The organism is Bacillus sp. BS98, assembly GCF_008432245.1.
Lineage (GTDB): Bacteria > Bacillota > Bacilli > Bacillales > Bacillaceae_G > Bacillus_A > Bacillus_A toyonensis.
Genome location: NZ_CP043830.1, coordinates 5,057,794 through 5,072,054, shown reverse-complemented (window position 1 = coordinate 5,072,054; position 14,261 = coordinate 5,057,794). Strand labels below are relative to the sequence as shown.

At 37.3% G+C, this 14,261-nt stretch carries 7 protein-coding genes; 5 read left to right on the top strand and 2 right to left on the bottom strand.

Annotated features, from left to right (window positions below; genetic code table 11):
- Window positions 1-962 precede the first annotated feature (962 nt).
- Window positions 963-7,571 carry a Cna B-type domain-containing protein gene (locus F0362_RS26425; RefSeq protein ID WP_149890048.1) on the top strand — a complete coding sequence of 2,203 codons (6,609 nt, stop codon included), beginning with the start codon at window positions 963-965 and terminating at the stop codon, window positions 7,569-7,571.
- Window positions 7,572-7,996: 425 nt separating this feature from the next.
- Here F0362_RS26425 and F0362_RS26420 read toward each other — a convergent pair whose 3' ends face one another.
- Window positions 7,997-9,394, bottom strand: a complete 1,398-nt coding sequence (locus F0362_RS26420) for a M28 family metallopeptidase (RefSeq protein WP_000749152.1) — start codon at window positions 9,392-9,394, stop codon at window positions 7,997-7,999.
- Between the two features lie 515 nt (window positions 9,395-9,909).
- Window positions 9,910-10,704, bottom strand: coding sequence for a type I methionyl aminopeptidase (gene map, locus F0362_RS26415; RefSeq protein ID WP_002109206.1), 795 nt, complete (start codon window positions 10,702-10,704; stop codon window positions 9,910-9,912).
- Between the two features lie 157 nt (window positions 10,705-10,861).
- Here map and F0362_RS26410 point away from each other — a divergent pair, with 157 nt between their 5' ends.
- Genes F0362_RS26410 through F0362_RS26395 form a run of 4 tightly spaced genes read left to right on the top strand, consistent with a single transcriptional unit; the run spans window position 10,862 to window position 14,222 of the window.
- Window positions 10,862-11,764, top strand: coding sequence for an ABC transporter ATP-binding protein (locus tag F0362_RS26410; RefSeq protein WP_000416596.1), 903 nt, complete (start codon window positions 10,862-10,864; stop codon window positions 11,762-11,764).
- Complete coding sequence (locus tag F0362_RS26405) at window positions 11,761-12,495, top strand: ABC transporter permease (protein ID WP_000646291.1); 735 nt, start codon at window positions 11,761-11,763, stop codon at window positions 12,493-12,495. Before F0362_RS26410 ends, F0362_RS26405 begins: the two co-directional genes overlap by 4 nt.
- Complete coding sequence (locus tag F0362_RS26400; protein WP_000570780.1) at window positions 12,496-13,623, top strand: sensor histidine kinase; 1,128 nt, start codon at window positions 12,496-12,498, stop codon at window positions 13,621-13,623.
- Window positions 13,620-14,222 carry a response regulator transcription factor gene (locus F0362_RS26395; protein ID WP_149890047.1) on the top strand — a complete coding sequence of 201 codons (603 nt, stop codon included), beginning with the start codon at window positions 13,620-13,622 and terminating at the stop codon, window positions 14,220-14,222. Before F0362_RS26400 ends, F0362_RS26395 begins: the two co-directional genes overlap by 4 nt.
- Window positions 14,223-14,261: the final 39 nt, after the last annotated feature.

The window sequence follows — 14,261 nt, the reverse complement described above, 5'->3', positions numbered from 1 at the left end:
ATTAGTTGTTGGAATGTTACTAGGAAATGGTGTGATTGTTTTGAAAGATATTGTTACAGCTATGCCAAATACTAAAATAACAATGCATCTAACCAAGTATCTAAACAATTAGTAATCAATCTTGAAAACTTCCAACTTAGTCAAGAAACTAGGGGTGGTATGTTTAAAATAGTACATATAGTACAATTAAAGTTTTCATGATTTGATAAAAAATAATGAAAGGATATAAATCTCTCGGTTTTGATAGTATCATCACATATAAGCTCATTTTAATTCTTCGACATAGCCATGGAACCCATTAGGCAAAGTGTTTTTTCTCGACACTCATTTATATACTCCAAAAATGAAAAGGCTGAATTTCGTATTTCTATATGATTTATATGAAATCAGTTGACAATCATACCCTTTTTTAGTTACCCCCAAATTCGTTCCACTGTATTCAAATTTGGAGAATATGACTTTCATCTTGCATAGGCAACCAATACTTCATCCAGAACGTTTTTAATTATATAATGCTTCTTGTTCTATTTGTTTCGGTGTGTAGGTTGGTTGTGTAACTAAACACAAAACGTTTTAACATATGCCCAATTTCACCTCAACTCATAATGACAGAAAACGCACCTTCAATGACATCTTTTAGAATACGAGTATCCTAGCATGTTTCACAGTCTTAACTTTCTTCGGCGGATATGCTAAATTCGATTATAGATTGTACTTCTTGGTATTCTTTAGGAGGATAAGTAAGGAAGTTGTCCAAATGCATATTTACTGTGAAATAGCTCTTCCATACTTGTCGGCAATAAATTTTTGTATTTATAAAGCAAGCGTTTGCGTTGGTGATGATAATAGCTATCAAACATATTTTAGTAGAGTGGCTTAATGACATTGATATAGTGGAATCTTTGTCATAGTATATTTGTTCTAGAATCTAGAAACATTTTATAGGGAGGATAACAGAAAGCATGTATTTAAAAAGGATAACTTCAATTTTTTCGATTATAATGATTTTCATGTTTACTATAGGTCAGAGTCTTTTACCTATAGTAGCAAACGCACAAGAATTAAATACATTAGGACTTGTGGATAGTTTTAAAATTGATAAAACAGATCTTTCTATCGGACAACGGACTAAAGTAACTATAAACTTCAGTGAAAAAGATAGTCTTAAGATGAAGCCTGGAGACACACTAACATTAACACTGCCTCCAGAATTAAAAGGATTAAATACAGAGTTTCTATTAGATGATTATGGTACTTGTAAAGTCACTGCAGGTACTGTGGTATGTACATTTAATGATAAAGTGAGTACACATCAAAATATTAAAGGGTATTTAAACTTTTTTGTGGAAGCTGCTAATGTAGGAACGGATGAAAAGAAAGAGATTGAAACCAATTTCGGTACAAATGTAGATAAGCAATCTGTAACAATTACCGGCCCAAGCAGTGGTGGGGGTACAGATCCTGGAAAGCCACCATTTTTTTATAAAACTGGTGATATGAACTCAGGTAAGAGCGATGAAGTACGTTGGTTCTTGAATATAAACTTGGCTAAAGAAGAGTTAAGTCGTGATATTGTTGTGACTGATAATTTACAGGAAGGTCAAACACTTAATAAGGATAGTTTCTATATAATTGTAGATGATTATATAGGTCGTCGATCTTTAACGCTACAAGAGCTTGAAAAGCAAGGTTACGGAACGATTACCTTTACTGGAGACAAATCATTTAAAGTTGTGCTTAATAAGGGTAAAGCGCGTCTTGCCTCCTTTTCGATTGGTTATACATCTACTATAACGGAAGCTGGGAAGAAGCAAGAGTTTTTTAAGAATGATTATACGATTGATTACCAAGTTCTAAACAAGGAACCAGTTACCGAATCGGGTACTCATCCAGTCGAAAATATGATAGCTGGCGGTGGTGCTGAAGGTAATGTGACTCCAAAAGGAACACTAAAAATTGTGAAGCATATTGAAGGGGATGAAGAAAAAGTAATCCCAAATGTTTCGTTTAAGTTGTATAAAGAGTCTGATGAACAAGTTGGAGATGTATATAAAACAGATGAAAAAGGGATAATTGAAATCCCTAATTTACAACCAGGTAAATATTATGTGAAAGAAGTTTCAGCTCCAGACTATGTTGATTTCGATCCTCAAGCAAAAGTAATTTTTGAAGTTAAATCAGATGCTGTAAATGGAGTTAAGTTGCCAATTCCGAATAAGTTGAAAACTACATCTATTGCAGGGACGAAGACGTGGAAAGGCGATAACGAGAAAGATCGTCCAAGTTCAATCAAAGTAGACTTACTACAAAATGAGGAAGTAGTAAACACGAAAGAAGTAACAGCGGCAGATGGTTGGAAATACAAATTTGACAACCTAGCAACGTATGATGCAAATGGAGTAGCGTACAAGTATGAAGTAAAAGAACAACCGATAGATGGATACACAACAGAAATAAACGGTTATGATATTACAAATACAAAAGTGGTACAAAAAACCAAAGTAGAAGGAACGAAAACATGGAAGGACGGAAATGCGGAAGGTCGTCCAACGATGATTAAAGTAGACTTACTACAAAGCGGTACAGTGATTGCGACGCAAGAAGTAAGCGAAGCAACAGGCTGGAAATATGAATTTAAAGATTTGGCGATAAACGATGCAGACGGAAAAGCATATAAGTATGAAGTGAAAGAACAAGCAGTAGCCGGATACGAATCCAAAGTCAATGGTTATGACATCACGAATACAAAAGTAGGCAAGACATCAGTTGCAGGAACGAAGACGTGGAAAGGTGGCACAGAGGAAGAGCATAAAGCCATCAAAGTAGACTTACTACAAAATGATACAGTGATTGCGACACAAGAAGTAAGCAAAGAAACAGGTTGGAAGTATGAATTTAAAGATTTAGTAGCATTCGATGCAAATGGAAAAGCATACAAGTATGAAGTGAAAGAACGGCCAGTAGCCGGATACCAATCTGACGTACACGGTTATGACATCACAAATACAAAAGTAGGCGAAACAAAAGTAGAAGGAACGAAAACATGGAACGATAACAATGCAACAGATCGTCCAAGCTCGATTAAGGTAGACTTACTACAAAACGGTAAAGTAGTAGACACAAAAGAAGTAACAGCGGAAACAAACTGGAAGTATACGTTTGAAAAACTGCAAGCATACGATGCAAACGGAGTAGCGTACAAGTATGAAGTGAAAGAACAACAGGTAGCCGGATACAAGTCTGAATTAAAAGGTTATGACATCACAAATACAAAAGTAGGCGAAACAAAAGTAGAAGGAACGAAAACATGGAAAGACGATAACGCGAAAGATCGTCCGGAAATGATCAAAGTAGATCTTTTACAAAACGGTAAAGTAGTAGATACAAAAGAAGTAACAGCGGCAACAAATTGGAAGTACACATTTGAAAAACTTCAGGCATACGATGCAAATGGAGCAGCGTACAAGTATGAAGTGAAAGAACAAGCAGTACCAGGATATGAATCCAAAGTAAGTGGTACTGATATCACAAATACAAAAGTAGGCAAAACAAAAGTAGAAGGAACGAAGACATGGAACGACGGAAATGCAACAGACCGTCCGACAATGATCAAAGTAGACTTACTACAAAACGGGAATGTGATTCAAACACACGACGTACTAGCAGTATTGGGTTGGAAATATATATTCTCAGATCTAGAAGCATACGATGCGGAAGGAAAAGCTTACGAGTATACAGTGAAAGAACAGCCAGTACCAGGATATGAATCCAAAGTAAGTGGTACTGATATCACAAATACAAAAGTAGGTCAAACAAAAGTAGAAGGAACGAAGACATGGAACGACGATAACGCAACAGATCGTCCAGAAATGATTCAAGTAGACCTCTTACAAAATGGTACAGTGATTGCGACGCAAGAAGTAAGCAAAGTAACAGATTGGAAATATGAATTCAAAGATTTAGTAGCGTATGATGCAAATGGAGTAGCGTACAAGTATAAAGTGAAGGAACAACCGATAGCTGGATATGAATCCAAAGTCAACGGTTATGACATCACAAATACAAAAGTAGGCGAAACAAAAGTAGAAGGAACGAAAACATGGAAAGACGATAACGCGAAAGATCGTCCGGAAATGATCAAGGTGGATCTTTTACAAAACGGTAAAGTAGTAGATACAAAGGAAGTAACAGCGGCAACAAATTGGAAGTACACGTTTGAAAAACTGCAAGCATACGATGCAAACGGAGTAGCGTACAAGTATGAAGTGAAAGAACAAGCAGTAGCCGGATATGAATCCAAAGTAAATGGTACTGATATCACAAATACAAAAGTAGGCAAAACAAAAGTAGAAGGAACGAAAACATGGAAAGACGATAACGCGAAAGATCGTCCGGAAATGATCAAAGTAGACCTTTTACAAAATGGTACAGTGATTGCGACGCAAGAAGTAAGCAAAGCAACAGGCTGGAAATACGAATTCAAAGATTTAGCAGCGTATGATGCAAATGGAGTAGCGTACAAGTATGAAGTGAAAGAACAACCGGTAGCCGGATATGAATCCAAAGTAAGTGGTACTGACATCACAAATACAAAAGTAGGCGAAACAAAAGTAGAAGGAACGAAAACATGGAAAGACGATAACGCGAAAGATCGTCCGGAAATGATCAAGGTGGATCTTTTACAAAACGGTAAAGTAGTAGATACAAAGGAAGTAACAGCGGCAACAAATTGGAAGTACACGTTTGAAAAACTACAGGCATACGATGCAAACGGAGTAGCGTACAAGTATGAAGTGAAGGAACAGCCAGTAGCCGGATATGAATCCCAAGTAAGTGGTACTGACATCACAAATACAAAAGTAGCGAAATTGACAGTAGAAGGAACAAAAACATGGAACGATAACAACGCAACAGATCGTCCAAGCACAATCAAAGTAGACTTACTACAAAACGGTAAAGTAGTAGATACAAAAGAAGTAACAGCGGAAACAAACTGGAAATATGCATTTGCAGATGTAGAAGCATATGACGCAAATGGAGTAGCGTACAAGTATGAAGTGAAGGAACAGCCAGTAGCCGGATATCAATCTGACGTACACGGTTATGACATCACGAATACAAAAGTGGGCGAAACGAAAGTAGAAGGAACAAAGACGTGGAACGATAACAACGCAACAGATCGTCCAAGCACAATCAAAATAAACTTACTACAAAACGGTAAAGTAGTAGATACAAAAGAAGTAACAGTAGCAAGTGAATGGAAGTACACGTTTGAAAAACTGCAAGCATACGATGCAAACGGAGTAGCGTACAAGTATGAAGTGAAGGAACAACCGGTAGATGGATACGAATCCAAAGTCAATGGTTATGACATCACGAATACAAAAGTAGGCGAAACAAAAGTAGAAGGAACGAAAACATGGAAAGACGATAACGCGAAAGATCGTCCGGAAATGATCAAAGTAGATCTTTTACAAAACGGTAAAGTAGTAGATACAAAAGAAGTAACAGTAGCAAGTGAATGGAAGTACACGTTTGAAAAACTGCAAGCATACGATGCAAACGGAGTAGCGTACAAGTATGAAGTGAAGGAACAACCGGTAGATGGATACGAATCCAAAGTCAATGGTTATGACATCACGAATACAAAAGTAGGCGAAACAAAAGTAGAAGGAACGAAAACATGGAAAGACGATAACGCGAAAGATCGTCCGGAAATGATCAAAGTAGATCTTTTACAAAACGGTAAAGTAGTAGATACAAAGGAAGTAACAGCGGCAACAAATTGGAAGTACACGTTTGAAAAACTGCAAGCATACGATGCAAACGGAGTAGCGTACAAGTATGAAGTGAAAGAACAACCAGTAGCTGGATACCAATCTGACGTACATGGTTATGACATCACAAATACAAAAGTAGGTGAAACAAAAGTAGAAGGAACGAAAACATGGAAAGACGATAACGCGAAAGATCGTCCGAAAATGATTAAAGTAGACCTTCTACAAAATGGTACAGTGATTGCGACGCAAGAAGTAAGCGAAGCAACAGGCTGGAAATACGAATTCAAAGATTTAGCAGCATACGATGCAAACGGAGTAGCGTACAAGTATGAAGTGAAAGAACAGCCAGTAGCCGGATACGAATCCAAAGTCAATGGTTATGACATCACGAATACAAAAGTAGGCGAAACAAAAGTAGAAGGAACGAAAACATGGAAAGACGATAACGCGAAAGATCGTCCGAAAATGATTAAAGTAGACCTTCTACAAAATGGTACAGTGATTGCGACGCAAGAAGTAAGCGAAGCAACAGGCTGGAAATACGAATTCAAAGATTTAGCAGCATACGATGCAAACGGAGTAGCGTACAAGTATGAAGTGAAAGAACAGCCAGTAGCCGGATACGAATCCAAAGTCAATGGTTATGACATCACGAATACAAAAGTAGGCGAAACAAAAGTAGAAGGAACGAAAACATGGAAAGACGATAACGCGAAAGATCGTCCGAAAATGATTAAAGTAGACCTTCTACAAAATGGTACAGTGATTGCGACGCAAGAAGTAAGCGAAGCAACAGGCTGGAAATACGAATTCAAAGATTTAGCAGCATACGATGCAAACGGAGTAGCGTACAAGTATGGAGTGAAAGAACAACCAGTAGCTGGATACCAATCTGACGTACATGGTTATGACATCACAAATACAAAAGTAGGTGAAACAAAAGTAGAAGGAACGAAAACATGGAAAGACGATAACGCGAAAGATCGTCCGAAAATGATTAAAGTAGACCTTCTACAAAATGGTACAGTGATTGCGACGCAAGAAGTAAGCGAAGCAACAGGCTGGAAATACGAATTCAAAGATTTAGCAGCATACGATGCAAACGGAGTAGCGTACAAGTATGAAGTGAAGGAACAACCGGTAGATGGATACGAATCCAAAGTCAATGGTTATGACATCACGAATACAAAAGTAGGCGAAACAAAAGTAGAAGGAACGAAAACATGGAAAGACGATAACGCGAAAGATCGTCCGAAAATGATTAAAGTAGACCTTCTACAAAATGGTACAGTGATTGCCACGCAAGAAGTAAGCGAAGCAACAGGCTGGAAATACGAATTTAAAGATTTAGCAGCATACGATGCAAACGGAGTAGCGTACAAGTATGAAGTGAAAGAACAGCCAGTAGCCGGATACCAATCTGACGTACATGGTTATGACATCACAAATACAAAAATCAAGGACGAACCAAATGTAGATCCAAAAGATCCAAGCACAGATCCGAAAGATCCAAGCACAGATCCGAAAGATCCAAGCACAGATCCGAAAGATCCAAGCACAGATCCGAAAGATCCAAGCACAAATCCAAAAGATCCAAGCACAGATCCGAAAGATCCAAACACAAATGCAGACGAAAATAGCGATTCAAAAGTTCCACCTACTACAGAAAATGATAAGCCAACATTACTTCCCAACACAGGAGGAACATCAGCAGAAATGAGTTCAATTCTTGGAGGTATGGTATTGTTCCTTTTAGGTGGAATCCTACTCGCTCGTCAGCGAATAAAATAATAAAAAAGCTTTAGATTATTGATTACACTGTAATCTGAGTAGCTGACAAATTAAAAAATTACTATTGATATTGCTCCCTTTGGGTAAGTATTCAAAAACACTTCACGATAAAGTGAAGGGAAGAATACAGCCTGAAGGGTTTTTTTATAGAAAAAAGAGAGCAATTTCAAGGTGGACTCAATCAGCGGCCCTAAAGTAATAACAAAACCGTCTTTAAAAAGCCTATTATCCATTGGGCCATAAGCTTAGAGCGTGGTATCGCATGTAATGTAAGGTCAATACTATACAATAAATGTGTTTTTATTTATATATTACGATTTTAATTATACACGATAATACCATGTAATAAATATGCTTTTATGCATATTTGTTTTTTTTTCTTTTTCAATAAATAGCCACCGATTAATCGGTGGCTTGAAATAGTATTAAGCGGCTTTTTGTTCTGTTTTCAAGGTAGATTGAAGGCTGTTATAGACGCCTGTACCAATGACCTCTAATGCCATTTTCATACGTTCTAGCGAAATATTTTCTAATACGTTATCTTGGGGTGTGTGATATACCCTTTCAATATGATAGATTAATGGATTCCAACTATCGACGCCCATCCAAATAAATAGTGCAGAAGGAATACCGACTTCAGCAAACGGTACATGATCACTAGAGCCAAATTTCCCTTGTTGTACGAGATCATTATTTAACTGTTTACCTGCTTGCAAGGCTGCGTCTGTTACAAGGTTTGGAGAACCGTTAGGCGTCATAGCATATAAATTTTTTGCCTTATCGTAATTTGTTGCAACCATGTCTGCGTTAAAGACACCTAAAATTCGATCACGTTCTTTTTGGGATAGACTATTAACGTAATAATCGGAGCCGAGTAAGCCAGTCTCTTCAGAACCAAAAGCAATAAAACGAATTTCTTTATCAGTTTCTACATTTTGAAAAGCACGAGCTAACTCTAATACTAATCCTGTACCAGAAGCATTATCGTTTGCTCCAGGTGCTCCAATGACACTATCATAGTGCGAACTTACAACGACAGCTTTTTCATTACCTGTACTGTTTTTTGGTTTCTTTTTAGCGATGACGTTTAAGGATTTTAAATTAGATTCATGTCTCGCTTTTAGGGAAAGAATTGTTGACCCTTTTTTAGCGATTTCTTCTTTAAATGCATTTCCTTGCGCATAAGCAAGACCGAAGACAGGGACAGACTGCTTTTTCGTTAGGCGAGGATTGAAAGTTTGTCCGTAGTTTCCACGACCGCCAATTAAACTGTATAAAAGAACACCTTTTGCTCCTTTACTAACAGCGTTTTCAACTTGTTTATTGTAGTCTGCAACTGTTGTTCCTCTTTCAAATAGAACAATCTTTCCATTTACTTCATTTGGAATATCCTCTAATTTTGTCCCACCTTGAACAAAGATAAGAGGAGCTGTAACAGTTTCTGTAGAAATTAGTGCGTTAGGAGCAGCGCCAGCTTGCCAATTACGCTTTGTGGATAATGGGGATTCAATAAAGCCAACGTATTGATCCGGCACTTGAAATGGCTGATATTCTACTTCATAACCCATTGATTTAAGTTGCATACCAACGTAGCGAGAACCCCATTCTTCTGATTTTGTTCCACCAGGGCGAGGACCAATTGTTTCGGATAAGAAACGGATGTGTTCGATGGCGCGACTTGCATCAACTTGTTTTGTGATAGGTGAAGTCTGTGTGATTTCTGACGTGGAATCAGCTTTGACTTGTCCAATTGGAGCCAAGCTAACAGCGAGTGATACAGCAAGTAAAGAGCTTACTATTTTTTGTTTTAAAGATTTTTTCATTTTTTCCTCTCCTATTCTTCTATTCTCTCTGACTGACAAAAGAAGACGGATAACGACTTTATTTTACCTTTATATTTTTTATTTTTCAATATTCTGACATTGATAAATAAAAAATACTATATGCATATTTGCATATTTTTGATGGAGATATGTATGCTATCATTTTAAATGAAGGTTCGCTTTCTGCTTGGAAAGCTCCTAAATTGCATGAATCTAGTGTACCCAAACTTTAGATTATGTAGAGAAAAGAATCCACTGTAGGGTTTCTTTTCTCATGTTTGAATCATGTGATGATAAATATGTTTCCGCATTTCATAATTATCATCAGTGATATATGTAAGGCATCCATATGAAAATACGAGGCTGTTCAAAGGTTTTCCGTACTTTTGGGCAGCCTCACCCCGTTAAAAAGGTGATGCTTTGATGCATCACCTTTTATTTATATAAATTTTTGCATACCTAAAAGTAATAAAAAATAGCCGTTTGGTAGGTTTCTGCTACCAAACGGCTATTTTTTATATTTCTGTTAAAATTATCGGCTCACCACGTGTTACGACAACTGTATGCTCACATTGTGCAACAAGGCTTTTGTCAGGAGTAACGAATGTCCAACCGTCATCACCGCGCTCGATAATATGATCAGCTTTCATAGAGATAAATGGCTCTACAGCGATAACAAGACCGTCTTTTAGAAGTGCACTATCTATTGGATCATAATAGCTTAAAATGTGGTTTGGTGCTTCATGTAAACTAAGACCGATACCATGACCAGTTAAGTTTTGAATAACATTGTATCCACTTTTATGTGCGAAGTTTGAAACCGCACGACCAATTTGATTTTGTTTTGAACCAGCTTTAACTTTTTTCATTGCTGCCCAAAATGCGTCAACAGCTGCTTGGCAAAGTTTTTCTTTTTCTTCGTCTTTCCCAAGTACAAATGAGATACCCGTATCTGCATAATAACCATCAAGTGCGGCAGATACGTCGACGTTTACTAAGTCGCCTTCTTTTAATACACGATCTCCTGGAATGCCGTGAGCAACTTCTTCATTTACACTAATGCAAGTTACACCAGGGAAATCATATTCTTTTTCAGGTGCAGAAATAGCACCATGCTCATCTAATACTTTTTTACCGATCAAATCAAGCTCTTTCGTTGTCATACCTGGCTTCGCTTCTTTTTTCATTTCTTCACGTGCAAGCGCAACGATGCGGCCGATTTTTCGTAAGCTTTCTAAATCCTGTTCATTACGAATAATCATGAAAACCACTGTCCTTCCTCGAATATATATCTTACCCGATTGTATCATGTTTATTTTCGTCCTGCTACTCGCTTGCGGTATGCGGGTTGATTACTCACACAAAGAATACATGACAATTGTCATATCGATGTCATGACGCATCATACTGTTTCCTAACTTTTCCAAGGAATACAATGTAAATATAAGAAACAGCGGGGGTGGAGAGATGGAAAAGGTTATTGAGATAAATGGTGTTACTAAAACATTTAAACATAAAAACGCAGTAAGTAACGTTTCATTTCACGTGGATAAAGGGGAAATAGTAGCATTACTTGGACCAAATGGTGCGGGGAAGACGACGATGATTTCGATGATGCTTGGATTAAAAGATCCTACAGAAGGGACAGTTTCTATATTTGGAAAGAGTCCAAAGCATAGAGGCGTTCGTAATAGCCTTGGGGCAATGTTACAAGAAGTAAGTGTGATTGATAGCATTACAGTGGAAGAGGCAATTGAGCTATTCCGCAGTTATTATACAAACCCGGTAGCGAAAGAAACATTACTACAGTTATCAAATTTGGAATCAGAGCGAAAGCAAAGATGTGAAAAGTTATCAGGTGGGCAAAAAAGAAGATTAAATTTTGCACTCGCACTTGCTGGAAATCCAGATTTGTTATTTTTAGATGAGCCGACAGTTGGAATGGATATTACGTCTCGAAGAACGTTTTGGGAAACGATTAAAACGTTAGCAAGTGAAGGGAAAACGATTATTTTAACAACACATTATTTAGAGGAAGCAGATGCGTTGGCGAATCGTATTTTATTGTTTGCGAACGGAAATATTATCGCAGATGGCACACCAGATGAAATGAAAGCGACGATTTCTCGAAAAACGATCTCGTTTTATTCGAAAGAAAAAATCCCTAAGAGTTTACTAAAGGAATTACCGCATGTAACAGAAGTACAGTCAAATGAAGGGCGCTTCACTTTAACGACGGAAGATACAGATGCCACTCTACAAGCAATTTATCAGAAGAATCTACCTGTAACAAATGTTTCAGTTGAACGTGGAAGTCTCGATGAAGCATTTGAACAGTTTGTCGCAAATCAAAAGGGGGAAATTGCATGAAAGCTTTATGGATGCAATGCAAAATAGAAATTTTACGTACGTTCCGTAATAAATTATTTATCTTTTTCTCATTATTAATGCCAGTTATGTTTTACTACATTTTCACAAATGTTGTGCAAGTGCCACAAAACGGAGATGCGTGGAAAGCACATTATTTAATTTCTATGGCGACTTTTAGTATTGTAGGGACTGCACTTTTTAGTTTTGGTGTGAGACTTTCTCAGGAAAGAGGGCAAGGTTGGACACATCTTCTAAAAATTACACCGCTTCCTGAAGGGGCGTATTTAACAGCAAAAATTATCGCTCAAACAGTAGTAAATGCTTTTTCAATCTTAGTTATTTTTATGGCAGGGATATTAATTAATCATGTTGAGTTAACGGTAGGACAATGGATTGGTGCTGGATTATGGTTATTGTTAGGTGTGACACCATTTTTAGCACTCGGAACAGTAATAGGTTCCATTAAGAAGGCGGATGCAGCTGCTGGCCTAGCAAATATTTTAAATATGAGTTTAGCTGTAATTGGCGGGTTATGGATGCCGATTGAAGTATTCCCGAAAATATTAAGAACGATTGGTGAATGGACACCGACATATCATTTTGGAAGCGGTGCGTGGGATATTGTAGCTGGAAAATCAATTGGATGGGAAAATATCGCGGTATTAGGAGGTTATTTCCTTATATTTGTTGTAGTATCAATATATATAAGAAAAAGACAGGAAGCGGTATAAATGATAGAGAAGAGGATGGAAATTTTTCCGAAACATATGGGTTTTTTTCCGTATATGTGGCTCGTATATTTGTTATTTCCAATTTATAATTTAACACAAGTATCAGGATGGAAACTTGTAATGGGGATCGGTATGTTGATAGTCTTCATTATCACATACCGTCAACTTTATTTTGTTCAGAAGACGTTCGTTTTGTGGGCGTTTATTCAAATGATATTAACCTTTTTATTTGCCATATTTTATAATCCTTTCATGATATTCTTTGGCTTTTTCACGGCAAGTGCGATGGGCTTTGCGCCAAGTAAGAAAGTATTTCGAGTGCTACTATGTCTGTTAGTTGTAATGCTCGGAGCATTTGTATTTGTAAATATGAATCAACTAACACCGGCAAATTTAGTAAATATCGTTCCGATGTTTATTTTAATGCTTCTTACGCCATTTGGTATGCGTAATTTTAATCAGAAAAAGATGTTAAAGAACCAATTAAACGAAGCGAATGAGCAAATTAAAGATTTAGTAAAACGTGAAGAACGGCAGCGAATTGCACGGGATCTTCATGACACGTTAGGTCATACGTTATCTCTTATTACGTTAAAAAGCCAGCTTGTTGAGAAGTTAATCGTAAAAAATCCAGAGCGTGCAAGTGTGGAAGCAAAGGAAATTACACAAACATCTCGTACCGCTTTAAAACAGCTGAGGGAATTAATTTCTGATATGCGCATGATTACAGTAGAAGAAGAGCTTGAGCAAATAAAAGTGATCTTACAAGCTGCTAACATTGAGTTAGAAATAGAACAAGAAGCGAGTGCAAGTTCGTTATCACCGATTGAACAAAATATTTTAGGCATGTGTTTACGTGAGGCTGTGACGAATGTTGTAAAACATAGTAAGGCGACGCAGTGTACAGTTTCTGTATTAGAATCACAAGGTGAACTGATTTTGAAAGTAGAAGATAACGGAATTGGTTTAGAGGATCAAAACAATGATGGAAATGGTATTCGCGGCATGAAAGAACGAATTGCTCTTATTGATGGATTTGTTGAACTAAATACGATACATTCAGGGACGCTATTAACAGTAAAAGTACCAGTGGTCATTAGAACAGGAAAAGATGAGGTGAGGGTATGATTCGAATTATTATTGCGGAAGATCAACGGATGCTTCGTGGTGCATTAGGAGCCCTACTTGATTTAGAAGATGATATGGAAGTGATTGGGCAAGCTGCGAACGGAGAAGAGGCGTTAAAATTAATTGAATCGTTAAAGCCAGATGTAAGTATTATGGATATTGAAATGCCGATTCAAAGTGGATTGGATGTCGCTGAGACTTTAAAGAAAGAAAAATCATCATGCAAAGTAATGATTTTAACAACATTTGCAAGACCTGGTTATTTTGAACGAGCAATGAAAGCTGGTGTGCACGGATATTTGTTAAAAGATAGCCCAAGTGAAGATTTAGCCGCAGCGATTCGTAATGTAATGAAGGGAAAACGAGAGGTTTCTCAAGATTTAATGTTTGGTTTATGGCAGGAGCAAAATCCGTTGTCAGATCGTGAAAAAGAAGTATTGTTACTTGCTAAAGAAGGAAAGACTGCAAATGAAATTGCGAAAACACTTTATCTTTCACCGGGCACAGTACGTAATTATATTTCTGAAGTGTTAACGAAGCTCGATGCGAAAAATAGAATTGAGGCAATTACAATTGCGGAAGACAAGGGATGGATATGAAAAGAAGTTTACCTACGAACGGTAAACTTCTTTTTTATT

Excerpts from the sequence above, each read along its gene's own strand:
- F0362_RS26425 (WP_149890048.1), top strand. The coding sequence starts at position 963 with ATGTATTTAAAAAGGATAACTTCAATTTTTTCGATTATAATGATTTTC.
- F0362_RS26420 (WP_000749152.1), bottom strand. The coding sequence starts at position 9,394 with ATGAAAAAATCTTTAAAACAAAAAATAGTAAGCTCTTTACTTGCTGTA.
- map (WP_002109206.1), bottom strand. The coding sequence starts at position 10,704 with ATGATACAATCGGGTAAGATATATATTCGAGGAAGGACAGTGGTTTTC.
- F0362_RS26410 (WP_000416596.1), top strand. The coding sequence starts at position 10,862 with ATGGAAAAGGTTATTGAGATAAATGGTGTTACTAAAACATTTAAACAT.
- F0362_RS26405 (WP_000646291.1), top strand. The coding sequence starts at position 11,761 with ATGAAAGCTTTATGGATGCAATGCAAAATAGAAATTTTACGTACGTTC.
- F0362_RS26400 (WP_000570780.1), top strand. The coding sequence starts at position 12,496 with ATGATAGAGAAGAGGATGGAAATTTTTCCGAAACATATGGGTTTTTTT.
- F0362_RS26395 (WP_149890047.1), top strand. The coding sequence starts at position 13,620 with ATGATTCGAATTATTATTGCGGAAGATCAACGGATGCTTCGTGGTGCA.